General features: G+C 36.9%; 23 protein-coding genes. 14 read left to right on the top strand and 9 right to left on the bottom strand.

Annotated elements, in window-relative coordinates; genetic code table 11:
• Nucleotides 1–27 precede the first annotated feature (27 nt).
• A complete protein-coding gene (locus tag K1I41_RS09500; RefSeq protein WP_255566912.1) occupies nt 28–3,153 on the bottom strand; it encodes a cytochrome c biogenesis protein CcsA in 3,126 nt (1,041 codons plus the stop codon).
• A 289-nt stretch (nt 3,154–3,442) separates the two neighbouring features.
• On the opposite strand from K1I41_RS09500, the gene K1I41_RS09495 reads away from it, so the two are divergent.
• The 9 genes from K1I41_RS09495 to K1I41_RS09455 all read left to right on the top strand — a co-directional run bounded on the left by K1I41_RS09495 (nt 3,443) and on the right by K1I41_RS09455 (nt 13,782).
• Nucleotides 3,443–4,039, top strand: coding sequence for a hypothetical protein (locus K1I41_RS09495; RefSeq protein WP_220640118.1), 597 nt, complete (start codon nt 3,443–3,445; stop codon nt 4,037–4,039).
• A 10-nt stretch (nt 4,040–4,049) separates the two neighbouring features.
• Nucleotides 4,050–5,984: a M1 family metallopeptidase gene (locus K1I41_RS09490; RefSeq protein WP_220640117.1), complete on the top strand. Its 1,935-nt coding sequence runs from the start codon at nt 4,050–4,052 to the stop codon at nt 5,982–5,984.
• A gap of 62 nt (nt 5,985–6,046) precedes the next feature.
• Nucleotides 6,047–6,802 carry a Rossmann-like and DUF2520 domain-containing protein gene (locus K1I41_RS09485; RefSeq protein WP_220640116.1) on the top strand — a complete coding sequence of 252 codons (756 nt, stop codon included), beginning with the start codon at nt 6,047–6,049 and terminating at the stop codon, nt 6,800–6,802.
• Nucleotides 6,795–7,322: a KdsC family phosphatase gene (locus K1I41_RS09480; RefSeq protein ID WP_220640115.1), complete on the top strand. Its 528-nt coding sequence runs from the start codon at nt 6,795–6,797 to the stop codon at nt 7,320–7,322. Before K1I41_RS09485 ends, K1I41_RS09480 begins: the two co-directional genes overlap by 8 nt.
• A 51-nt stretch (nt 7,323–7,373) precedes the next feature.
• A complete protein-coding gene (locus tag K1I41_RS09475; protein ID WP_220640114.1) occupies nt 7,374–8,258 on the top strand; it encodes a UbiA prenyltransferase family protein in 885 nt (294 codons plus the stop codon).
• Nucleotides 8,251–8,844: a Maf-like protein gene (locus K1I41_RS09470; protein WP_220640113.1), complete on the top strand. Its 594-nt coding sequence runs from the start codon at nt 8,251–8,253 to the stop codon at nt 8,842–8,844. Before K1I41_RS09475 ends, K1I41_RS09470 begins: the two co-directional genes overlap by 8 nt.
• Before the next feature lie 2 nt (nt 8,845–8,846).
• Nucleotides 8,847–9,377: a mechanosensitive ion channel domain-containing protein gene (locus K1I41_RS09465; RefSeq protein ID WP_220640112.1), complete on the top strand. Its 531-nt coding sequence runs from the start codon at nt 8,847–8,849 to the stop codon at nt 9,375–9,377.
• Nucleotides 9,378–9,404: 27 nt separating this feature from the next.
• On the top strand, nt 9,405–11,909 hold the full coding sequence (locus tag K1I41_RS09460) for a PIG-L family deacetylase (RefSeq protein ID WP_220640111.1): 2,505 nt from the start codon (nt 9,405–9,407) through the stop codon (nt 11,907–11,909).
• Between the two features lie 172 nt (nt 11,910–12,081).
• On the top strand, nt 12,082–13,782 hold the full coding sequence (locus K1I41_RS09455) for a sodium:solute symporter family protein (RefSeq protein ID WP_220640110.1): 1,701 nt from the start codon (nt 12,082–12,084) through the stop codon (nt 13,780–13,782).
• 75 nt (nt 13,783–13,857) lie between these two features.
• Here K1I41_RS09455 and K1I41_RS09450 read toward each other — a convergent pair whose 3' ends face one another.
• Entirely contained in the window at nt 13,858–14,712 is an 855-nt protein-coding gene (locus K1I41_RS09450) for a DUF2911 domain-containing protein (protein ID WP_220640109.1), read from the bottom strand.
• 149 nt (nt 14,713–14,861) lie between these two features.
• Between K1I41_RS09450 and K1I41_RS09445 the strand changes: the two genes are divergently transcribed.
• Together K1I41_RS09445 and K1I41_RS09440 are read left to right on the top strand one after the other, a co-directional pair.
• The gene (locus tag K1I41_RS09445) at nt 14,862–15,326 is read left to right on the top strand and encodes an SRPBCC family protein (RefSeq protein WP_220640108.1); all 465 of its coding nucleotides are present in this window, start codon (nt 14,862–14,864) and stop codon (nt 15,324–15,326) included.
• A gap of 12 nt (nt 15,327–15,338) precedes the next feature.
• Nucleotides 15,339–16,622, top strand: a complete 1,284-nt coding sequence (locus K1I41_RS09440) for a cryptochrome/photolyase family protein (RefSeq protein ID WP_220640107.1) — start codon at nt 15,339–15,341, stop codon at nt 16,620–16,622.
• Here K1I41_RS09440 and K1I41_RS09435 read toward each other — a convergent pair whose 3' ends face one another.
• Both K1I41_RS09435 and K1I41_RS09430 read right to left on the bottom strand, forming a co-directional pair.
• A complete protein-coding gene (locus K1I41_RS09435; RefSeq protein ID WP_220640106.1) occupies nt 16,623–17,288 on the bottom strand; it encodes an HAD family hydrolase in 666 nt (221 codons plus the stop codon).
• The gene (locus tag K1I41_RS09430; RefSeq protein WP_220640105.1) at nt 17,285–17,944 is read right to left on the bottom strand and encodes an HAD family hydrolase; all 660 of its coding nucleotides are present in this window, start codon (nt 17,942–17,944) and stop codon (nt 17,285–17,287) included. Before K1I41_RS09430 ends, K1I41_RS09435 begins: the two co-directional genes overlap by 4 nt.
• A 156-nt stretch (nt 17,945–18,100) precedes the next feature.
• Here K1I41_RS09430 and K1I41_RS09425 point away from each other — a divergent pair, with 156 nt between their 5' ends.
• Genes K1I41_RS09425 through K1I41_RS09415 form a run of 3 tightly spaced genes read left to right on the top strand, consistent with a single transcriptional unit; the run spans nt 18,101 to nt 19,538 of the window.
• Nucleotides 18,101–18,643: an RNA polymerase sigma factor gene (locus K1I41_RS09425; protein ID WP_220640104.1), complete on the top strand. Its 543-nt coding sequence runs from the start codon at nt 18,101–18,103 to the stop codon at nt 18,641–18,643.
• A 30-nt stretch (nt 18,644–18,673) separates the two neighbouring features.
• Entirely contained in the window at nt 18,674–19,087 is a 414-nt protein-coding gene (locus K1I41_RS09420; protein ID WP_220640103.1) for a hypothetical protein, read from the top strand.
• A 4-nt stretch (nt 19,088–19,091) separates the two neighbouring features.
• The gene (locus tag K1I41_RS09415) at nt 19,092–19,538 is read left to right on the top strand and encodes a sensor of ECF-type sigma factor (protein WP_220640102.1); all 447 of its coding nucleotides are present in this window, start codon (nt 19,092–19,094) and stop codon (nt 19,536–19,538) included.
• Nucleotides 19,539–19,564: 26 nt separating this feature from the next.
• Here K1I41_RS09415 and K1I41_RS09410 read toward each other — a convergent pair whose 3' ends face one another.
• From K1I41_RS09410 to K1I41_RS09390, 5 genes are all read right to left on the bottom strand, one after another.
• Nucleotides 19,565–20,455 carry a Ppx/GppA phosphatase family protein gene (locus K1I41_RS09410; RefSeq protein ID WP_220640101.1) on the bottom strand — a complete coding sequence of 297 codons (891 nt, stop codon included), beginning with the start codon at nt 20,453–20,455 and terminating at the stop codon, nt 19,565–19,567.
• 65 nt (nt 20,456–20,520) lie between these two features.
• A complete protein-coding gene (ppk1, locus tag K1I41_RS09405) occupies nt 20,521–22,632 on the bottom strand; it encodes a polyphosphate kinase 1 (protein WP_220640100.1) in 2,112 nt (703 codons plus the stop codon).
• Nucleotides 22,598–23,119 carry a SixA phosphatase family protein gene (locus K1I41_RS09400; RefSeq protein ID WP_220640099.1) on the bottom strand — a complete coding sequence of 174 codons (522 nt, stop codon included), beginning with the start codon at nt 23,117–23,119 and terminating at the stop codon, nt 22,598–22,600. The genes ppk1 and K1I41_RS09400 overlap by 35 nt, the downstream gene beginning before the upstream one ends.
• A 91-nt stretch (nt 23,120–23,210) precedes the next feature.
• Entirely contained in the window at nt 23,211–23,855 is a 645-nt protein-coding gene (gene pdxH / locus K1I41_RS09395; protein WP_220640098.1) for a pyridoxamine 5'-phosphate oxidase, read from the bottom strand.
• 51 nt (nt 23,856–23,906) lie between these two features.
• The gene (locus K1I41_RS09390; RefSeq protein ID WP_220640097.1) at nt 23,907–24,818 is read right to left on the bottom strand and encodes a ribonuclease Z; all 912 of its coding nucleotides are present in this window, start codon (nt 24,816–24,818) and stop codon (nt 23,907–23,909) included.
• Nucleotides 24,819–24,825: the final 7 nt, after the last annotated feature.

Here is a 24,825-nt window from a genome sequence, read left to right as displayed (position 1 = left end):
ACTTTGTTTATAATAAGAAGTACTTTATTACTTTTTTAAATGCTTTTTGTATTGGATAAATGAGAATATACCTAAGATGAACACGCCTAATGCCATCCAGAAGAAATACATTGGTGTGCGTACCTCTCCGCTAGCATAGGAGTGTAACCCTGTAAGGTAGAAGTTTACCCCAAAGTAGGTCATTAATATTGCGGCAAAGGCTAGTACGCTGAAAAAATTGTATATCCATGTGCCACGTAAAGAGGGTACAAAACGCATGTGTATTACAAAAGCATATACCATTATACTAACTAACGCCCATGTTTCTTTCGGGTCCCAGCCCCAGTAACGCCCCCAACTCTCGTTAGCCCATTGCCCACCTAAAAAGTTACCTATAGTAAGCATTACAAGCCCAACGGTTAAAGCCAACTCGTTAATATAAGTAAGCTCTTTAATGTTTAAGTCCATTTTTTGCTTGTTATTCTTGTTGGTAAAAATCATGAGTATCATGGCTACCAAACCGAGTATCATGGCAAGCGTAAACGGACCATAACTCCCCACAATTACAGCTACGTGTATCATTAACCAATACGAGTTTAATACAGGTACAAGGTTACCAATTTCAGGGTCTGTCCAGTTCCAGTGCGCCACCATAAGTACCATAGCGGCTACAAAGGCTGTTGCTGCTACTGTAAGTTGCGATTTTCGACCAAAAGCAAGCCCGAAAAACATGGTTGCCCATGCTACGTAAATAACCGACTCGTAAGCGTTACTCCAAGGCGCATGCCCCGAAATGTACCAACGCGCAATAAGCCCTGCGGTATGCAATACAAACAGTAGCCCTATTATTACATGAAATGTTGTAACGCTTATATGTACCCATTTTTTGGTGTTGAATATTTTTATGATAACAAATAAGAACATTAACAGTCCTGCGTACATGTACCATGAAAATAATTTCTTAAAAATATCGTATTTATTATATAATATTTCTGCTTCTACCTTATCATCACTAGGCATTACTTCTGCTCCGTATTTGTGCTGATACTTTGTAAGTCCCTTTAATAAACTTTCAGAGAGTTCGTAATCGCCATCTTGCGATGCCTTGGAGAGTGATTGTAAATAAAAAGGTAATACATTTTTAATGGTATCTAACGATGTGCCTGTTGTTTCGTTTATTTCAAGATACGATACCCACTTATCGTTTTTATCATCTGGTATCGGAAATACTTTAAGTATTTGCCCTGTTAATGCTGAATAGAACAGATTAATACGCCTATCGATATCCATAAAATCTTTCTGGAACTGATTGGGCACAGGCTCTCTGTAGGCCTCTTCTAAAATGTCCGATAATTTGTACGCTCCTTTTTCATCAAAAAAATCAGCTAACGAGGCATACTTTACTTTTTTATCGATACCTGCAACAGCACGTAAACTATCGTTACCACGTTTAAGATAAATAACGGGTACATTATACCAAGCTTGGTCGAACATTGCCATAGATAAAAACACTTGGTCAGCATTCATACCTTTATACGTATCGCTTTTACTTACTTTACGCAATAACTCTGATGAGAAGGTATTTACAGGCTTCATCCTCCCCCCTGCATCCTGAATTATTAAACGACCAAATTTGGAGGCGTGCTCTTCACTGACTTTATAACGTTGTAATAGAGAATCGAGCTGCTTTTCGGATGTTTTTTGGTGCAGGTGTTGTTGCGAATAGCCATTAAAAGTAAAAAATAGTAGTAAGGCTATTAAAGCTGCTTTTTTGGCTTTCACCTTGTCTAGCTTTCGTTTCAAATCGGCAAAACGGGTATTCTTATCAAACAATATCGCCATTAAGCCAAAATACAATAGGAAATAGCCAATATAGGTAATCCAAGTACCCCAAAAATCGTGATTTACCGATAATACGGTACCCAGCTCGTCAGGGTCAAAAGAGGACTGAAAAAATCGGTACCCTTTATAGTCCAAAACATTATTCATGTAAATTCGGGTATCAAATGTATTATTATCGGCATTATCAATAACCGTTACTTGGCTCTCAAACGAGGCATAGCTTGACTCGGTACCAGGATATTTATCTGCAATAAAATCATTTAATTTTATATCAAAAGGTAATTCGTGTACTTTGCTACCATAAATAAGGGTATACTCTAAATCGCCCATTTTAAACGACTGCGGAATGCCCATTTTACCTTTTCCGCCTAAAAGCGTTACTCGTTTTTGCTCGTTGCCCGATGTTACAATAACCGTTAAAGCACCGTCCTCTCTGGTTTTATAATCTCCATTCGATTTGTATGTAATTTCTCCCTTAATAGCAGGCTCAGGAAATACAAAACGTGAACCTCCTAAGTTGTACAGCGAACGCATCATTAACGGCTGTACAGAATCCTTTACTACTTTCCCCGTTAGTTTGTCTGCCATACGCATAAAATCGCCCTCAAAAGGTGAGCTTATAGTATAGGTATCACCATCGGTAGTAATATTTATAGCCCCATCAGTAGGCTTGTTAAAGGCATACAGCAGGTTATGAATGTTTTGTACCTCGCCTTCTCGTAAATAATGTTCGTGCCTGCCACCATCGCCAGCTTCTACCAATTTTATAAAAAACTGTCCTTCAGGGTTTTCTTTTATTTCCTCTTTGGCACCCATCACAAAATTATCGTAGGTTATCTCGAACGGAATGCCGCCAAATTCATCCGCAATAGTAAAATTATTATTTGCAACGGGCGATAATAATAAAGGTTTTTCAAAGGTTTTGCGTCGCATTTCGCCTTTATAATTACCATCCACTAAAGCAGTAATATAGGTTTTATCCGAATAAAAAACATGCTCGGTTGCTCCTTCTCTAATGGGCATCATACCCTCAAAACTGATGTAACGGGTTATAAACGCACCAGCTATAATAAGTATAAACGAAAGGTGTAGTAAAAGCGTAGCCCATTTTTCCTTTTTATGCAGCTGATAACGCTTAATGTTGTACATAAAGTTTATAACAAAAACGAGCATTATTGCCTCAAACCACCAAGCATTGTATATAAATATACGAGCAGTATCAGTATTGTAAGCATCTTCTACAAACGTACCTATACCCATGGCTAAAGCAAAAACAATAAAAAGGGTGGCTGTTAAACGTGTGGAAGCAAGGAATGATATAATTTTATTCATGAGAATCAGTGCGAAGATTAAATTCTTGCAAAAATACTCAAAAGTTAATTTTCATGCGCTATGTGCAAGGGTAAAAATAACACTAACAGGTGTTAAAGTATACTTATTTTCTCGATACGTTTTACGCTAAAATAATGCTCGCTACTAGGGTTTTTATCTCAGTCGTGACTTTTAAGCAGAACATCTACCAAAATAATGCTTAAAAAAATGCTGTAAAAGCAGTATAACTATACTTTTTCCGTAAATATCCCGATAATGTACTATATATTTGGCTTTTAATTTTCAGGAAATGAAAGGTTTTACCTATGTAATAGTATGCTTGTTTGCTACTGTAATTGCAAACGCTCAGATAGAAGCAAAAACAAAAAATGGTAGAGAAGTAATACTAAATAACAATGGCACATGGATTTATACCGATAGCCTTTGTAACTTTTTTACCAATACTAAGACGTATACCAATGGTAAGGAAGTTATATATGCCAACAAAGCCATAAAAGTAACAGGCGAAAAGGGAAAAACAGGACTGGAAATAATGTTGCTTAAAACATCGCAATCTATAGTAATGAATATTACCATACTAGATGATGATATATGGTGTGTAAATAAAGATACCAAAGCCAATATTGTTTTTACCGATGGTAAAACAATAACCTTACAAAATATGGGCGAAGAGAATTGCGAAGGCAACTTTTCTTGTTTTTTAAGTGAAGTAATGGATAACAAGAAAGAGCTAAAAAAATTAACCAAAAAAATGATACAGAGCATTGCTATATCGTATGCCATTAATAATAGCGAGGCTACTGTAACCAATACTGTAAAAACTATTTTTAGTATAGGCGAGGCATATCGGGTTAAAACGATAGTTACCTGCTTATCGGACAAATAATTACAACATAATGAAATTACAAAAACTAAAAACAGTACTCCTTGTTAGCCTGTTAGGCTATGCAGGTTTTGCACAAGAAGTTGTGCCCAACAATCAATCTAAATTTGACGATATTGGCTACAGGCGCGGTAATGTATACCGCTCGGCATCGGGTGTACCTGGACCGCAATACTGGCAAAATAGTGCCGATTATGAAATTGAGGTAGAACTGGACGATAAAAACGATAGGCTAAAAGGTACGTTAACCATGACGTACTACAATAATAGCCCTGAAAACCTCAACTACATTTGGATGTATTTGGAACAAAACCGTTTTACGGCCAATTCGCGCGGTACCCTCACCAGTCCCGCAGGACCCGACCGCTACGAGGGCGATGTTGACGGCGGTATAACCATTTCCAACCTATTAGCTAAAACAAGTGGTAAAGCATCGTCAAAACACTTAGTATCCGATACCCGCCTACAGGTTTTCTTTAACGAACCACTTAAAGCCAAAGGCGGTAAAGCTACAGTATCGATGAATTTTGAGTTTAAAATACCCGAAGAGGGTATGGACAGAATGGGGCAACTAAAAACAGCCAATGGTACCATATATTCTATTGCACAATGGTATCCGCGTGTTGCCGTATTTGATGACGTTGTAGGCTGGAATACGGAGCCTTACCTTGGTGCTGGAGAATTTTATTTGGAGTATGGCGATTTTGATTATAAAATAACCGTACCGTATAACCATATTGTAGTAGCCTCGGGAGAATTGGTAAACGTTAAAAACGTACTCTCTAAGGAGCTACAAAAACGCTGGGATAAAGCCAAAAATAGCGATAAGACAGTTTACTTAGTACAACCTAACGAAGTAGGAAACACAAAACTTACCCGACCTACGCAGAGCGGAAAAGTAACGTGGCATTACAAAATGGAAAACACACGCGATGTGGCTTTTGCAAGTTCAGCCGCTTTTATATGGGATGCCGCACGTATTAACCTGCCTAATGGCAAAAAAGCATTGGCACAATCGGCATACCCTAAAGAGGTAGGCGGTAATGATGCATGGGGACGTTCTACAGAATACACTAAAGCCTCTGTAGAGCATTACTCTAACAAATGGTTTTCATACCCTTATACGGGTGCCGTTAATGTAGCCTCTAACGTTGGTGGTATGGAGTACCCTGGCTTATCTTTTTGTGGGGCAAACAGTTCGGGAGCTGACCTTTGGGATGTTACCGACCATGAATTTGGACACAACTGGTTCCCTATGATAGTTGGCTCTAACGAGCGTAAGTATGCTTGGATGGATGAGGGCTTTAATACCTTTATTAACTACTACAGTACCGTTGCCTTTAATAATGGTGAGTACACATCGGACATTGCAAAAAGCCTTAACCGTGTACAATGGTTTAAATGGCGCAGGCGCGAAGGTATTGATACGTACCCCGACGTTGCCAAGAGTATGAACCTTGGTTTTACTGCCTACTATAAACCTGCCACAGGTTTAATTATGTTACGCGAATACATATTGGGGCACGAACGTTTTGATAATGCCTTTAAAGCCTACATTAATGCTTGGGCATACAAACACCCGCAACCTTCTGATTTTTATAATTGTATGGAAAATGTAGCTGGCGAAAACCTAAACTGGTTTTGGAGAGGTTGGTTTACGGGTACGGGTAACATAAATATTGGTATTGAAGCCGTACAGCGTAACCCCGACCATACAATAGTTACTTTTGTAAATAAAGGCGAAATACCAATGCCCGTTACGTTTAAAGTTACGTACGAGGATAATTCATCTGAAATAAAAAAACTTCCTGTAGAGATTTGGCAGCGCCAAAACGAATGGGATTATATTATAGATTCGCCTAAAAAAGTAAGGGCTATAGATATTGACCCCGAACGTTTTTTACCCGATATAGATATGACCGATAATACGTGGTTTAAACAAGAGTAAAAAACCAAAGCATTACACCCAGCATTGTTTTATATGCTGGGTTTATTTTATAAATTAGCTGCATGTTAAAAGTGGTAATTATTGGCTCGGGTAATGTGGCACACCACCTAATTACCGTTTTTGAGCAATCTAATAGCGTTCAGTTAGTACAAGCGTATGCTCGTAATGCAGCATCGTTGAGCAATTTGTTACCCGCCTCAAAAATAACTACTAATTTTAATACCATCTTACCTGCCGATGTTTACATTATATCGGTTACAGACGATGCTATAGCTGAGGTAGCGGCACTCCTACCCTTTACCAACCAATTGGTAGTACATACATCGGGCAGTGTTGGTTTGCAGCAACTTAATGCAAAAAACAGGCGTGGCGTGTTTTATCCGTTACAAACCTTCTCTAAAAATAAAGCTGTTGATTTTAAACAAATTCCACTTTGTTTGGAAAGCGAGTTGGAAGCTGATTATGCTATTTTAGAAACACTTGCCAAAGCCGTATCAGACAACGTATATGCTATAAACTCCAAACAAAGGCAATCGTTACACGTAGCTGCCGTTTTTGTAAATAACTTTGTAAACGATTTGTACCGTATTGGTTATGATATTTGCAATGAGAATAATGTACCTTTTGATATATTACGCCCATTAATACACGAAACAGCCAATAAAGTACAAGTATTACAACCTAAAGAAGCACAAACAGGACCTGCAAAGCGCAACGATGTGCGTACGATGGAAAAACATTTAGCTTTCCTAACTGATGAAAAAAAGAAAATAATATATACCTTACTATCCCAATCAATACAAAACAACAATGAGTAAAAGTTATAAGGAAATAATGAACGACATTACCACATTTATTTTTGATGTGGATGGTGTACTTACCGATGGTAAAATACACATAACGCAAACAGGCGAATTGTTACGCACTATGAATGTACGCGATGGTTATGCCCTTAAAACAGCCGTAGATAGCGGATACAATGTATGTATTATTTCGGGCGGGTACAACGAAGGCGTACGACTACGCCTCAGAAACTTAGGTATTACCAACATACATTTGGGTGTATCGGATAAAGTTGAAACGTACGAGGAATTTATAGATGTTTACAATATTAAACCCGAGCAAGTATTGTATATGGGCGACGATTTACCTGATTACTGGGTAATGAAAGAGGTAGGATTACCTGTTTGCCCACAAGATGCAGCACCCGAAATTAAAGCACTAAGCAAATATATATCGCATAAAAACGGTGGTGCAGGTGGCGTTCGTGATGTTATAGAGCAAGTAATGAAGGTACAGGGCAAATGGATGGAAAAATTTGATGCACAATCCGATTAACACTACACACCACAAAAAAACACAGTATAAAAACACATCTTTACATAAACAATGAATTTTTTACAACGTATAGGTTATAGTAACTTATTATTACTTGCTTTTGGTTTACTTATATTCCGTTATGGTTTTTTAGATTTACAAGCAGGGCTACCATTAGCCCTTAAACACGGACACTATATAATTATGGTACTGGCCAGTGTACTAATAGCAGCAGGAGGCTTTTTAATTAATAATTACCACGCTAACGAAGATAAAGCATCCGAAGGTAAAGTATATACCACCTATGCCCTGCTAACAATAACAGGTATTGGTTTAGGATATTACCTTAGCAATTGCATAGGTAAATCTATGGTTGTAATTGTATTTGTAATTGCCGCTGCCATAATTTATTTGTATGCTACTAGCCTAAAACAAATGTTGTTGGTTAGCAACTTTATAGTAGCTACGGCTGTAGCTATGGGCATTATTGTTATTGTAGTGTATAACCTCTACCCTATTATAGTGCCAAGCAATCAAGTATATTTGGCTACCATATTCGACTTAATGCTCGACTACACCTTGTTTATTTTCATTATCACATTTATACTCACACTGGTTTATAACTTGCGTGATACGGATGCCGATTACAACTCAGGAAACACAACACTACCTATAGCTATTGGTAAGGACAGAGCGGTTAAAATTGTATTTGCATTAACCCTAGTCCCATTAGCGTTAATGCTTTATTATGGCGATAAATACCTATCCAATCTTATATGGTCGTTAGGGTACGGTTTACTGTTTATGGTTGCTCCTATCATCTATTTTTTAGTAAAATTATGGACAGCAAAAACAAAACAAGATTTTAATCATTTAATAACAATCTTAAAGTTATTCTTGCTGTTTACTGTAATCTCTATTGCTGTTATAACCTATAATATCAACATCAATGCTTAAAAATATATTAAAAGACTACTCTATTATACTAGCTTCGGGTTCGCCACGCAGGCAACAGTTTATGAAGGAGTTGGGTGTTGATTTTGAAATCCGCTTAAAAGAAGTTGAGGAAATTTATCCCGATACACTCAAGGAAGCTGAAATCACCGATTTTTTAGCACAGCTAAAGGCTGATTCACTCAAAGAAACACTAAGTGATAACGAAATTGTAATTACGAGCGATACTATTGTATGGCACGAAAATAAAGCATTAGGCAAACCTACCGATTATGATGATGCCTTTGCCATGCTGCAATCAATGTCTGGAAAAACACACGAGGTAATTACGTCGGTATGTTTAATGAGTACCACAAAAACAGAGGTATTTAATACTACTACCCGCGTTACATTCCACACTTTAAAAGATGAAGAAATAAAGTACTACCTTGATAATTATAAACCTTTTGACAAAGCAGGCTCGTACGGGATACAAGAATGGATTGGGCTTGTAGCGATTGCCAATATAGAGGGTTCCTACGCTAATGTTGTAGGTATGCCTGTAGATAAAGTATACCACCATTTAACTAATTTTGTTGTAAAAAAATAACAATGCTAAGCAGAGAAGAGATTCATCATTTAATATTAACAGCGGTAGCATTATCAATTTTTATAATCCTACGGGTTTTTATTCGTAAGGTTACAAAACGTTATACCATTAAAGAGCATCTTAACGAGTACCGTGCCCAACTAGTGGGTAAGAGTATTGATATTTTTATGTTCATATTCTTATTACTTGCCATATTTGCAATATGGGGGGTAAACTCCAAGGATCTCTTTGTAGTTATGTCGTCGGTATTTGCCATTATTGGTGTAGGGTTATTTGCACAATGGTCCATACTTAGCAATATAACATCGGGGGTAATATTGTTCTTCTCCTTTCCGTTTAAAATTGGCGACTTCATAAAAATACATGATAAAGATTTCCCTATAGAAGCTCAAATTCAGGATATAAAAGCATTCCACATTCTGTTACGCACCACAGAGGGCGAGGTACTTACCTACCCCAACAATATGCTGCTGCAAAAAGGAATAACAATAGTAGTACCCGAAAAAGAAGAAGAAAAAGAATTTCACGATTAAACGTTGAAACCTTAATTAAAAAAAGCCATGCAAAAAAAGATAGTACTATTATTTGTACTTACATTTTATACTATATGCCAAGCACAACCCCAATTACCTGAAAAACCATCATCGGCAGAAATTTATGCTAAAATAGAGAAGCTGAACTTTTTAGGCTCAGCACTCTATATTGCAGCACACCCAGACGATGAGAATACGCGGTTAATATCTTTCCTATCTAAAAACACAAAAGCACGTACAGGCTATTTATCACTAACGCGAGGTGATGGCGGACAAAACTTAATAGGGCTTGAACTTAGAGAGTTACTAGGCGTAATACGTACACAAGAATTAATAGAGGCGCGTAAAGTAGATGGTGGCGAACAGTTTTTTAGCCGAGCTAACGATTTTGGCTACTCTAAAGTACCTAACGAAACCCTGCAAATATGGGATAAAGAAAAGGTGCTGCATGATATGGTTTGGATAATTAGAAAGTTCCAACCCGATGTTATTGTAAACCGTTTCGACCATCGTTCGCCAGGCACAACACACGGGCATCATACCTCATCAGCCATATTAACGCAAGATGCCTATACATTGGCAAACGACCCCAATTACCAACCCGAGCAATTAAACTACGTAAACACATGGCAACCCAAGCGTGTATTATTCAATACATCGTGGTGGTTTTTTGGTGGTAGAGATAAATTTGAAAAAGCCGATAAATCAAAATACATCAACCTAGCTACAGGAGTGTACTACCCCCTACTTGGTAAATCAAACCAAGAAATAGCAGCACTTAGCCGTAGCAAACATAAATCGCAAGGCTTTGGAGCTACAGGCTCGCGTGGCGAGGACATGGAGTACATGGAATTAATTAAAGGTACTGACTTAGAGGATAAACAAAATCTTTTTGAAGGTATTGATACCTCTTGGAATCGTGTAAAAGGTGGTAAACTAATTGGTAAAGCCATAACAGAAATTATAAAAAACTACGATTTTAAAAGTCCATCAAAATCAGTTCCTGCCCTAGTAAAAGTATATACCCAAATAAATAATCTTGAAGACACCTATTGGAAAACCATAAAATTAGCCGAAATAAAAACAATTATTGCCTCCTGTAGTGGTTTGTACCTAGAAGCATATTCCGAAAGTCAGTCGGTAACACCTGGCGATGCTATTACAATGCACTGGGAAACCATAAACCGAAGTAATGTAGCTATGACGCTGAATAGTATTACCATAGTGCCCGAAAATAAAAGCCTAACTAAAAATATAAAGTTAGCCAATAACAGCAGCCAAAAAGATGTTGTAACAGTTACCATACCCAGCAACGCCGAATATACATCGCCCTATTGGCTTACCGAAGAAGGTACAGCGGGAATGTACACCGTAAATGATTTACAAAAAATTGGAATACCCGATATTATCAGGGAAATGAAGGCTCATTTTACTGTTACCATCGAGGGCACTCCCATTACTTTTGAAAGGTATATAATACATAAGTACAACGACCCTGTTAAAGGCGAAGTATACCAACCACTAGATATTATACCTGTAGTAAGCACACAAATACTAAATAAAGTGCAGCTTTTTAAAGATAATAAGCCACAAATAGTAGCTGTAAAAATAAAAGCGGGTAAAGATAACTGCAAAGGGGAATCGGAATTAGTATTACCTACGGATTGGAAAGTAACACCTGCCTCTATACCTTTTGATATAAAAACTAAAGGGAACAATGTTGTGGTTACGTTTACCGTTACACCCCCCAACTACCCTACCGAGGCTACTGTGAAAAGCATTGCCACTGTTAATGGTGTGGAATACAACCGTGAGCAAACGGTAATTGACTACCCGCATATTGCTACACAACAAGTATTATTACCTTCTACAGCTAAATTTACAAAAGCCGATTTAAAAATTAAAGGTAAAAAAATAGCGTATATTATGGGTGCAGGAGATAATGTACCCGAAAGCCTAAAACAAATGGGGTACGATGTTACCTTACTTACCTGTGAGGAAATTAGTGCTGAAAGATTGAAAGGTTTTGATGCCGTAATTACAGGTATTAGAGCGTACAATGTGCTTGGAGAGGAATTAACGTTGAAACAAAATATTTTGTTTGATTTTGTAAAGAATGGCGGTAACATGGTAGTACAGTACAACACAACTGGAAGAAACTTAGCTGTTAAAGATATTGCACCATATCCGTTACGTATATCACGAGATAGGGTTACGGAGGAAGATGCAGAGGTTACCTTTTTAAACGCAACCCATCCCGTTTTAAACCATCCTAATAAAATAACATCCAACGATTTTAACGGCTGGGTGCAAGAACAAGGGCTATATTACCCTGACCAGTGGGGAGATGAATTTATGCCAATACTATCATCGCACGATACAGGAGAAAGTCCTAAAAACGGAGCACTCATAATAGCACAACACGGTAAAGGGTATTATATTTATACAGGGCTTAGTTTTTTTAGGGAGTTACCGCAAGGTGTCTCTGGAGCGTACCGATTGTTAGCCAACATAATTGCCATGGGCAAATAGCTCCAAAACGTAACAAAATGCCAGTAAGATAGTCTTACTAATGCACAATAACTATAATAAAGCATTATGAACAATAATCCTTCACGATGGAAAAAGAGCTACTCGCTCGTACTGCTATTCAATATAGTTTATATTATAGTGTTTTATTTTTTAATGCAAATATACTCTTGATATGCAGTTAATCGATTGGATTATTCTATCTGCTACGCTACTATTTATTGTTGTATATGGAGCAATAAAAACACGAAAAAGCAAAAATGTTAACGAGTATATACTGGGTGGCAATACTACCCCTTGGTGGACGGTAGGGCTATCGGTAATGGCTACCCAAGCAAGTGCCATTACATTCCTCTCTACACCAGGGCAAGCCTACCACGACGGTATGGGGTTTGTACAGTTTTATTTTGGTTTACCACTGGCTATGGTGGTTATATGCATTACGTTTATCCCTATTTACCACAAACTAAAAGTATATACTGCCTACGAGTTTTTAGAACAGCGTTTTGATGTTAAAACACGTACGCTAGCCTCACTATTATTCCTTATACAGCGTGGTTTAGGTACAGGGCTTACCATATACGCCCCCGCCATAATCATGTCGTCACTATTGGGTTGGAATCTTAATTTAATGAATTTCCTTATCGGTTTAATGGTAATTATTTATACCGTATCGGGTGGTACCAGAGCCGTAAACATTACCCAAAAGCAACAGATGTTTATTATAATGAGCGGGCTTTTTATAACCTTCTACATAATTTTAAGCTACTTACCCGAGGATCTTAGCTTTAGTAATATACTACATATTGCAGGGGCTAACGATAAGATGAATATTGTAGATTTCTCTTTCGATCCCGAGAAACGCTATACCATATGGAGCGGTATTGCAGGTGGTTTCTTTTTAGCCCTAGCCTATTTTGGTACCGACCAATCTCAGGTACAGCGTTACCTGTCAGGTAAATCAATTCGCGAAAGCCAAATGGGCTTAATTATGAATGGTTTACTAAAAGTACCCATGCAGTTTTTTATACTACTTATTGGGGTAATGGTATTTATATTCTTCCAGTTTCATGCTGCGCCACTACATTTTAATCCAAATAATGTAGAAACAATAAACAACTCCAAATACAAAGCGGATTACAATGCCTTAGAAAAAGAGTTGGAAGTAGTAGCTAAAGAAAAGAAAGAGATTAGCATGCTTTATGTAAATCAACTCAATCAGGACTATGAGAATAAAGAACTTCAAAATCGAGTAGTAGCCTTAAATGGTAGAGAAAAAAACCTTAGAGATAAAGCAAAAGGTTTGATAGAAAAAGCCAATAGCAATGCAGAAACCAACGATAAAGACTATGTTTTCCTTTACTTTATACTCAACTTTTTACCCAAAGGCTTGGTTGGTTTATTACTCGCTGTAATCTTCTCGGCAGCTATGTCATCATCAGCATCAGGGTTAAATGCATTAGCCTCTACTACAGCTATCGATTTGTATAAACGAAACGTAAAACAAAAATCAGATGCACACTACGTAAACGCCACAAAGCTATTTACATTAATGTGGGGTACTATTGCCATATTATTTGCCTGTGTTGGTACATTGTTCGAGAACCTTATACAGTTGGTAAACATTGTAGGTTCTATATTTTATGGTACAGTACTGGGTATCTTCTTAATCGCTTTTTACATTAAATACGTTAAGGCGCAAGCCATCTTTTTAGGCGCTTTAATAAGTCAGGCAACCATATTTTACATTTATTATATAGATGTTGTTGGCTTCCTGTGGTTAAACGCTATAGGAGCTGCGTTAACCATTGTAATATCGTTATTACTGCAATCCATTATAAATAAAACCAATAATGCTTCTGCTATAGCAGAATAACAAATGCTTTATCATAAAAACCAAAAAAGCGAGCCATAGTATAGCTCGCTTTTTGTATGAAAATAAGTAGTGAAATTATTTTTTACTCCACTCCTGTATCGAATCTTTATTCATTTTTACATAATCAGCATTATTAGCTTTTTCCGATGCTGCAAGCGATTGCTTAGCAGTTTCAATAGCACCTTTCTTATCACCCATTTTTGCCTGTATCAACGATTTTTGTCTTAAAAAGTAAAAAGGTACATCTTTTCCTTCTGGAGTTTTCTCAATAGCTTGGTTCATCCAAGTTAATGCTTTTTTCAAATCCATATCAGACTGGTAGTAGTAACGTGCTGCACCAAACAAATCGCTAGCCGATGGTCCTGCCAATACAGCCTCAATGCTCTTAGTAGCAATTTTTTCTGTTGGGACTTCAACCTTTAACGACACCATTGTTTTTTCCCATGCAATTTGTAAATGACCATAATTGTTACTAAGGTCGTTCATGGCAATAGTAAGTGTTTCTATACTATTGTTTAAAAACTCAGGCTTTACCGTAGTACGTAAAGCTACCTTCTTCTCATCCCACTGCTGTGGTAAGCCCCAGTTATTTGTATCAGTATAAAATATTATATCCCAACTATCTGCTTTTGGTTGTGTATATAAGGCATATTTACCAGCCGCTAAGGTTTTTCCGTCTATCATTACATCATCCTGAAACGAAATTGTAGTATTGGCATTAGCCCCTGTTCGCCATAAGCGTCCAAAAGGAACAAGCTCTCCGTATACTGCTCTTCCTCTGGCGCTTGGGCGCGAATATTCAATTTTAACATCTGTTAATCCTACGGTTTGCTCTACACTAGCGCTAGGACTCGCTTGTGGCGTTTTTACCTGCGCCGAACCCATTGCAAATGTTAGCAATAACGCTCCTGTAATTAATATTTTCTTCATAATTGCCTTTTATTTTTTTATTTTACAAAGTTACCCTGCGAAATTAATAATTAAACATTTTACAAGTGTTAAATGTATCAGAAAATCTCAGGTGTAATGCTATTCTTGTAGGCTTTGTTTTCTAACTTCACACTTTATTTAACAATATTATGAAGCTATATACAATACACGAAAAGCAAAATTTACCTATTACTTTACAGGAGGCATGGGGCTTTATTTCGGACCCAAAAAACCTAGCTGTTATTACACCAGACAGTATGGGTTTTGAAACGCTATCGGGCGACGACCGTAAAATGTTTGCAGGGCAAATAATTCATTACAACATATCGCCCCTTGCTGGAATTAAAATGCAATGGGTTACCGAAATTACGCATGTAAAGGATATGGAGTTTTTTGTAGATGAGCAACGGTATGGTCCTTATAAATTTTGGCATCATAAACATTTTGTTAAAGAAATTCCTGGCGGTGTAGAAATGGAAGATATTGTACATTATAAATTACCTATGAGTATTTTAGGCGATATGATGCACCCCATTATGGTAAAACCCAAGCTTAAAGAAATTTTTGATTACAGAAGAAAAAAACTAGTTGAGCTTTTTGGCGAAATGAAATAAGATTACAATTTTATGAATGTATTTTGGTTTAGGCGCGATTTGCGTTTGGAGGACAATGTAGGTTTACACAAGGCGTTATCATCTGCGGAAGCGGTATTACCCATTTTTATTTTTGATAAAAATATATTAGATGAATTGCCTAAAGATGATGCAAGAGTTACGTTTATACATAGCTTATTAGAAGATATACATAACGAGTTACGAAAACACCAACGGGATTTAGCCATTTTTTATGATACACCCGAAAACGTATTTAAAAAACTGGTAAAAGAAAACGATATTAAAGCGGTATATACCAACCATGATTATGAACCTTATGCTTTAGAAAGGGATAAGGAAATAGCACAACTTTTAAAAAAGGATGGTATTAATTTTTATACTTTTAAAGACCAAGTTATTTTTGAGAAGGATGAAGTTGTTAAAGATGATGGTAACCCCTATGTGGTATATACACCCTATATGAAGAAATGGCGCGCTGCGTTTAAAGATATAACGCTAGAAACGTATGATGTACCCCTCCAGGCAGATAATTACGTTAAGCATTCCTATCCTTTTTTACATTTAAAAGATATAGGCTTTGAGGAATCGGAAATAAAACCAACAGACTACACAGTATCGAAAAAATTGATAGAAAATTATGAAGATACCCGCAATTTTCCTGCTTTAGACGGAACTTCTAACGTTAGTCCTTACCTGCGCTTTGGTGCGGTTAGCGTTAGGCAACTCATTAAAAAAGCATTAAAAAGTGATAACGCTATATTTATGAATGAGTTGATATGGCGTGAATTTTTTATGCAAATATTGTGGCACTACCCTAAAACGGTTACAAAAAGCTTTCGCGATAAATACGATGCTATTAAATGGCGCAATAACGAGGAAGAGTTTAAAGCATGGTGCGAAGGTAAAACAGGCTACCCAATGGTAGATGCAGGCATGCGTGAACTGAATGCTACGGGGCATATGCACAATAGGATACGTATGGTGGTAGCAAGTTTTTTATGCAAGCATTTACTTATAGATTGGCGATGGGGCGAGGCTTATTTTGCTAAAAAATTGTTCGATTACGAGCAATCTAGTAACGTAGGCAATTGGCAATGGGCAGCAGGCAGCGGTGTAGATGCTGCACCTTATTTCAGGATTTTTAACCCTACCGAGCAAGCCAAAAAATTCGATAAGGAACTGAAATACATTAAAAAATGGGTTCCTGAGTTGGAGGAAATTGATTATAGCCCTATAGTAGACCACAAGGAGGCACGCGAACGTGCGCTTAGAGTATATAAAGAAGCTGTAGCGTAATTATAATGTTATAGGCAATGTTTGAAGTTTATTACTATTTAGTTGTTTAAAACTCGTAATAGTAATATCCGCTTCGGTAGTATCTTGGTCTATAGATAATCCACTTTTATACCCAATGCAGTAAATACCTGCAGCTTTTGCTGCTTTAATACCATTGGTACTGTCTTCTATTACAACACATTCTTCTTTTGTAAAACCCGATTTTGCCACGGCTGCGTTAAATATAGCAGGGTTGGGTTTTGAGAATTCAAAATCTTCACCACTTAGTTTGGCATCAAAATACGGATGCAACCCAAAACGCGTAAACACTTTATCTATTTTTCGGTTTGGTGCCGACGATGCCAATAATAACTTAAAACCATTAGCGTGTAGGTGCTGTATAAATTCTTTTACGTTGGGGAGTAATTTAACCTCGTCACTCGTATCAAATAGTTTATAAAAATAACTGTATTGCTTTTGTAGTAACTGCTCGTGCGTTAACAGAATATCGTATAAATCTTTTAGCTTGGCTACAATGTTTTTATCCGAATTTCCTACAAAGGTTGCATATACACTGTCGGGTACAGTAATACCCAAATCGTTGTATAGTGCTTTATTGGCTTTATATCCTATAGGCTCGGTGTTTACCACTACCCCATCCATATCGAATATCACGCAACGAATCATGCCCCAAGCTTTTTTACAATAGCTGCATTAATCGCATCAAAATCGTTAATAATCATGTCCGCTTCGCCAAGCTCTTGCATTTTCGAGTGTATACTATTGTATCCAACACAATATAAGTTAGCAGCTTTAGCAGCCTTTACACCGTTAGTACTATCTTCTATTACAATACATTCGTTTTTAGAGTTACCCGATAATTCGGCAGCTTTATTAAATATAGCAGGGTGCGGTTTGGATTTTGGGAAATCTTCGCCACTAACAGTATGGGTAAAATAATCGTGCAGTTTAAAGCGATTAAACACACGGCTTATGGTAACTTTTGATGCAGAAGATGCTAATATGAGCTGTATGCCATTACTATGTAAATTCTTTATCAAATTGTGTACACCTGGCAGCATATCCAAATCCTCTTTATTATCAAAAGCATCGTTAAAAAAAGAGCGTTTTTGTTGTACCAAATCGTTAATCTCGCCATCTATACCAAAAATATCTTTTATTTTCTGATATACATTTTTGGTAGAGTTCCCTGTAAACGAGGCATACATCTCGTCAGTAACATCAATATTTAAATGTTTAAAGTGTTCGTGGTAAGCATAGTAATGCACGGGTTCTGTATCTACAATTACCCCATCCATATCAAATATTACGGTTTTTATCATAATAAAATTTAAAGTGGCAAAGGTACAACTAACCTATATAAGCCAAAAATATAAAGCAATTAAGTTAGTGTTAACCCTATTTTTTGCGTTACTGCTAGCCATACATTAAACCTTTTAGGATATCTTTAGTCAAAAGTTATATAGTTTACAACAACTTTGGAGGACGAAAAAGCATTTATAGCGGAATTACTAAACCCTAAAACACGGGAAAATGCGTTTAGACAGCTTGTGGCAGAGTATAGCAGACCGTTGTACAGCCACATCCGTAATATAGTTATAAACCATGATGATGCTGATGACGTGCTACAGAACACATTTATAAAAGTTTTTAAAAACCTTTCTAACTTTAAAGGGCAAAGTAAGTTATTTTCGTGGATGTACCGAATAGCGACTAACGAAGCCATAACATTTATTAATCAGCGGGCTAAAAAATCGGGGATTACTAACGAGGAAGTACAACAAAAAGCAATACAGAGTTTACAAGCTGATGTGTATTTTGAAGGGGATGAATTACAATTACAGTTGCAAAAAGCGGTTGCAAGGTTACCCGAGAAACAACAGCTTGTTTTTAAAATGAAATATTTTGAAGATTTGAAATACGAACAGATATCGGAGATACTGGATACCTCTGTGGGAGCATTAAAAGCATCGTACCACCATGCGGTAAAGAAGATTGAAGAATATGTTAATAGCCTTTAAACCATTTATATAGGATTAAGTCTTACTATTATGAAAAACTTTAAACTGGATAACGAACCTAAAATAAAATCGGGATTTAAAGCACCCGACGAGTATTTTAGTACGCTTACCGATACTGTACTGGAACAACTACCCAAACAAAAGCCTAAGGTAGTACCATTTTACCGTAAACGCCCCGTATGGCTATCGGCAGCGGCAGTATTTATTATGTTTATAGCAATTGGTTTACTTTTGCAAAAAAATACTACTACGGTAGAACCTGATGTTGCTAGTATAGAGAATTATTTAGTATATCAGTATAACGAATACGATTTGTACCAAAGCCTTGATGCAACAGATATACAGGAACTGGAACAAAATATAGCCTCTGGTAACGTAAGTAACGAGGCTATTGAAAATTATATTACGGAACAAAACAATTATGATATTTATTTAATAGAATAACATTATGAGAACAACGTTTTTACTCTACATATTTTTACTTTTTTCGTACGGAGCATACAGCCAAGAGTACAAAGAAAAACGGGAGAAAATACATGCGCTTAAAGTATCGTTTATTACTACCGAGCTTAACCTTACAAGTGATGAGGCTGCTAAGTTTTGGCCCATTTATAACGAATACGAAGAAAGGGAATTTGTTATAAAGCACGAGAAAATGCGCAAAATTGTACACCAGCTTGGTGAAAAGGATATTAACAAATTATCGGATAAGGAGGCTTTATTATACCTAACGCAATTGGAAGATGCTGATGAAGAGTTATTTTTACTAAAACAAAAGCTAGTAAAAGACTTAAAAAAGATTATTAGCCCCGTAAAAATTATAAAGCTGAAAAAAGCTGAAAATGATTTTAATAGAAAGTTACTAAAAAAGTATAGAGCAAAAAGGAGAGATTAAAAAAAGAGGCTGTATAGCCTCTTTTTTTATATCCTGTTATAGTACATTGCCTTAACAATACCGTCTGATAGTCCTATTTTAGGAACGTATATGTTACGCGCCCCACTCCACTTCATCGCGTTAAGATAAATACGAATAGCATGGATAATTACATCGGCACGGTCGGGGTTTAAGCCTAATTGTGATATACGCTCTTCGTACGTTAAGCTATTTAAAAACTGGTATTGTGAGTTAACATAGATGTAGGATAATGGCAAATCTTGTTTTTTACCTGATAATTTAAATAGTTTGTTAATATTGCCTCCCGAACCTAAAAGAATAACATTATCGTACTCGCTGGTTATCATTTTTATCCAACGCTCTATTTCTTGCCATACTACATCGTTTACCATATTGTTAAGCAAACGTACCGTACCGTTTTTAAATGAGCGTGAGGCTACTATTTTACCATTAGCAAATAACGAAAACTCGGTACTACCTCCACCCACATCTACAAACAAATACGTTTGGTCTGGTTTTATAAATTGCCTAAGCTCTGTAGATGCTATTATAGCAGCCTCCTTTTTCCCATCAATAATATCAATATTTATACTTGTTTCTTGCGCTATTAAATCGGCAACTTCCTTACCATTAAAAGCTTCGCGCATTGCCGATGTAGCACATGCCATATATTTTTCTACGCCATGTACCTTCATTAATAATTTATACGCTTTCATGGCGTTTATCATACGCTCAATATTATCTTCGGATATCTCGCCTATGGTAAAAGCATCCTGCCCCAAACGTATAGGCACACGCACTAAAGAGCTTTTACTAAACTGGGTATCTTTTCCTTTCTGCTCTATAATATTTGTTATAAGCAAACGCATGGCGTTGGAACCGATATCGATAGCAGCATATTTTTTTATTGTAATCATTTATTGCAAATACGAGTATAACAGCCTGTTAAAAACCAAACAAACAGGCTATTGTAAAATCTCATTTATAATTGTTCGTAAATAACTTCTAGCTTATTACGATAGTAATTGTATGTTTCGAGCTGTGCTCTGAACACTTTAGCGCTAGTACTTTCTCGATATTGATTGTCTAATGCCTCCGAGTGCAATCGGGCTTTTACATTCCCCTTCCAGCCAATCTCAAAAGTATCTATAAGCTCTTGCTTAATTTCCTCATCGTAAATAGGGCACGTTACCTCAACTCTGGCATCAAGGTTACGCGTCATAAAATCAGCCGACGATATATATACATCGGGCTTACCTGCGTTGGCAAAAATATAAAGCCTTGTGTGTTCCAAATAATTATCTACAATACTTATTGCTTCTATGTTCTCGCTCATATCCTTAACACCTGGTATAAGGCAGCATATTCCTCTAATAATAAGCTGAATTTTTACCCCTTCCCTACTTGCCTCGTACAACTTATCTATCATCTTAAAGTCGGTAAGGCTGTTCATTTTTAACTTGATGTAAGCTTCTTTACCCGCAATAGCATTGAGTATTTCCCTATCTATTAATTTATTAAATCGGGTACGAGAGTATTGGGGCGATACTAATAAGTGTTTGTAGCGGTTGATGCGGTAGTTAACCTCGAAAAAGTCGAATATTTTATTGACTTCCTTCATAATTTGCTGATGGCTTGTAAACAACGTTACATCGGTATATATTTTTGCTGTAGCTTCGTTAAAATTACCTGTAGAGATAAACCCGTATCGTTTTACCTTTTTCTGCTCTACACGCTCTACCACACAAACTTTGCTGTGTACTTTTAGTCCCTTTACACCAAAAATGAGGTTGATGCCTTCGCGTTGCATTGCTTCGGAATACGATATATTGTTAGCTTCGTCAAAACGGGCTTGTAGCTCTATTTGTACCGTTACTTTTTTACCATTTTTAGCAGCATTGATAAGGGAACTTATTATCTGCGAATTTTTTGCGAGCCTATACAGCGTTATTTTTATTGAAATAACCTTTGGGTCTAATGCCGCTTCACGTAAAAATTTAATAACGTATGCAAACGACTGGTAGGGTGCGTATAATAAATAATCTTTCTTTTTTATTTTTTGTACGATGCTTCCTTCTAAACTTAGCCCATTTACGGGTAGCGGATAATTCTTTTTATATACTAAATCATCTTTACCGAGCATCGGGAAATTCATGTAATCCCTACGGTTATGGTACCTTCCTCCTGGAATTATACTATCGGTAGAGTCGATACCCATATGGTTTAGGAAAAAAGCAAGTGTATCTTCTTCTATAGATTGATCGTATACGAAACGAACAGGCTCACCTACACGACGCTCTAAAACCCCTTTGGATATCTTTTCCATAAGGCTCTTGCTTTGGTCGCTATCTATTTCCAACTCTGCATCACGGGTTATTTTAATCATGTGTGCAGCAACTGTTTCGTATTTAAATATACTAAATATGTTATGTAAGTTATAGCGTATAACATCGTCTAACAAAATAATGTGTTTGCTATCGTTGTTAGAGGGTAATACCACGAAACGGTTAATGTTTTTGGGCATTTCTATTATAGCATAACGTACTTGTGTTTTTGCTTTATCAGCCTCGTTATCGCTGTATTTGGAACGGACTACAAGTTTAACAGCAAGGTAACCCGATGTATCGCGCAACAGCGGGAATTCATCCAAATCGTTAAGTATAATAGTAACAAGTTCGGGGCTTACTTTTTGTATAAAAAAGTCCTTTATAAAAATGCCTTGCTCTTTGGTTACCTCCGATTCGTTTATAATGTAAACGTGTTCTTTTTCAAGTGCCGTTTCTATTATACTAAGTATACGAAGGCTTTCGGTTTGCTGATTAATTACAATTTCCGTGATTTCTTTTAGCAACGTATCGGCAGTAGTACCCCCCAAAAGCTTTTCGCCTGTTTTGCCCTCAAGGCTTAACCTACGGATGGCTGCATAGCGTACTCTAAAAAATTCGTCTAGGTTATTAGAAAATATACCCAGAAACCGAAGTCTCTCCAGTAATGGCACATTTTCGTCAGCTGCTTCTTGCAATACTCTGGCATTAAACGCTAGCCAACTTTTTTCTCTGTCAATATATCGGTTTACTGGTGAGTGGTGAATCATATTTCTTTAAATCTCTTGGAAATAATAGCTTTTCTGTTGTTCCTTTTTGTATGTTTTTCCATTCGTTTTCTTGGAATGTTATGTACACAAAACCTGTTGTAGGCACATTGTCTACAACGATGTTTCCAAAGGTATTCACAAAATTAGTAATTGCATCATTATGTCCAAAAAGAATTAAGTTATCATATTGGTTATCGCAAGCTTTAATAGCCTTTTCCAAAGCTATTTCATCAAACGTATACAGCTCATCCTTAAAAATAATGGTATCCTGTGGTATGGATAGTGTTTCGGCAAATATATAGGCTGTGTTTTTAGTACGTTGTGCTGTGCTGCACCACACTATGTACGAGTCGGGTAGGTAATGCTCTATATTAGCTGCCACAAGGTGGGCATCATTAATCCCCCTTTTAGAGAGGGGTCTGTCCTTATCTATCAAAGGAGCATCCCAACTGGACTTTGCGTGACGTATTAGGATTAATTTTTTCATTACCTCGTGTTTTAGATTGTTAATCGAAAACTTAAATATCCTAAAAAAACCAATACAAATTACATTAATAGGGTTTTAATTTGTATTAAATTTATGGTGCAAGCCTTTCTAGCTTCCAATTGTAATCCTCTTGCAGTGCGTAACGCATCCTGTCGTGCAATCTGTTGGCTCTGCCCTGCCAAAATTCTACCGCTATTGGTTTTACAATATAGCCACCCCAATAAGCTGGTCGGGTAAGTTCTTTACTTTCATATTCCTTTTCTAACAACCGAAGTTTTTCGTCTAAATAATCTCGTGAGGGTATTACTTGGCTTTGCGGCGATACTACCGCGCCTAACCTACTGCCTATAGGTCTGCTTTCAAAATAACCGTCTGATAGGTTTGGGGCTATTTTTTCTGCTTTGCCTTTTATAATTACTTGGCGCTCTAGCTCATGCCAAAAAAAAGTGAGGCATACATTAGGGTTTGCTGCTATTGCTTTTCCTTTTTCCGATTCGTAATTGGTATAAAATATAAAACCTTCGTATGTAAATTGTTTTAACAGCACAGTACGTGCTTTTGGGTAACCATCCTGCCCTATTGTAGCTATTGTCATGGCATTTACTTCGGCAGTACTATCAAAAGCCTCTGCTTCAGTAAACCAATCCCTAAAAAGCGTTATCGGGTCCTCGGGTAAACTACCCTCTTTAAGTTCGCTTTTTTCGTACGATTTTCTATAATTACTAAGGTCTTTCATTTTTATTGTTAATTGGGTTATAGCTTATGTACTACTGTACCAAGTTATAAATTATTTATCAAGTTCAAATACTTTACCATCATCAGCAAGTACTACGTTATTAAAAATAGTGGTGGCTTCTTCTTTAAATTTATCGGTATTACCATAGCGCGTAGAAAAATGCCCCAGTATTAACTTTTTGGCATTTGCCTGCTTGGCAATGGTAGCTGCCTGCTTGGCTGTGGTATGCATAGTACGCTCGCACAAATGGGCTTCGGTCTCTAAAAATGTACTTTCATGATAGAGTACATCCACATTGTTTATTATAGGTAGTATTGCTTCGTTATACATAGTGTCAGAACAAAATGCGTAGCTTTTTGGTGCAGGTGGGTCAAAAGTTAATGCCTCGTTCGGTATAGTTCTGCCATCATCCAAAATAATATCATACCCTGATTTTATTTTTTGATAGTAGCACGTTTCTATACCATATTCACGCACTACATCTATATTCAATTTTCTGTCGTTTGGCTTCTCTTTAAATAAAAAACCATTGGTGTATACCCTGTGTTGTAGTGGTATAGTAGTAACGGTAACCCTATCGTCCTCAAATATTATTTCGGGTTCGTTAGATGTTAATTCGTGAAAATATAGGTTATACCCTGTCCAAGAATTGGACAGTTTGAGTTGTAGTAAAATTATTTCTTTTATGCCTTTCGGACCATACACATGCAAATCGTTATGCCTGTTGAGTAGGGAAAATGTAGATATTAAGCCTATAAGTCCGAAAAAATGGTCGCCGTGCAGGTGCGATATGAAAATATGGTTTATTTTAGAAAAACGGAGTTTGTTTTTGCGGAGTTGTACTTGTGTACCCTCGCCACAATCAATAAGAAACATTCGGTTTTTAATTTCCAATACCTGTGCGGTAGGATTAGTCATCGATCGAGGTGTTGCCGCATAACAGCCTAGTATGGTTAAATTCATTCGGTTT

The organism is Flavobacterium litorale, from assembly GCF_019613795.1.
In the GTDB taxonomy this organism is placed as follows: domain Bacteria; phylum Bacteroidota; class Bacteroidia; order Flavobacteriales; family Flavobacteriaceae; genus Flavobacterium; species Flavobacterium litorale.
The sequence above is the reverse complement of the archived record's forward strand: the minus strand, read 5'-3'. Positions and strand labels throughout refer to the sequence as shown.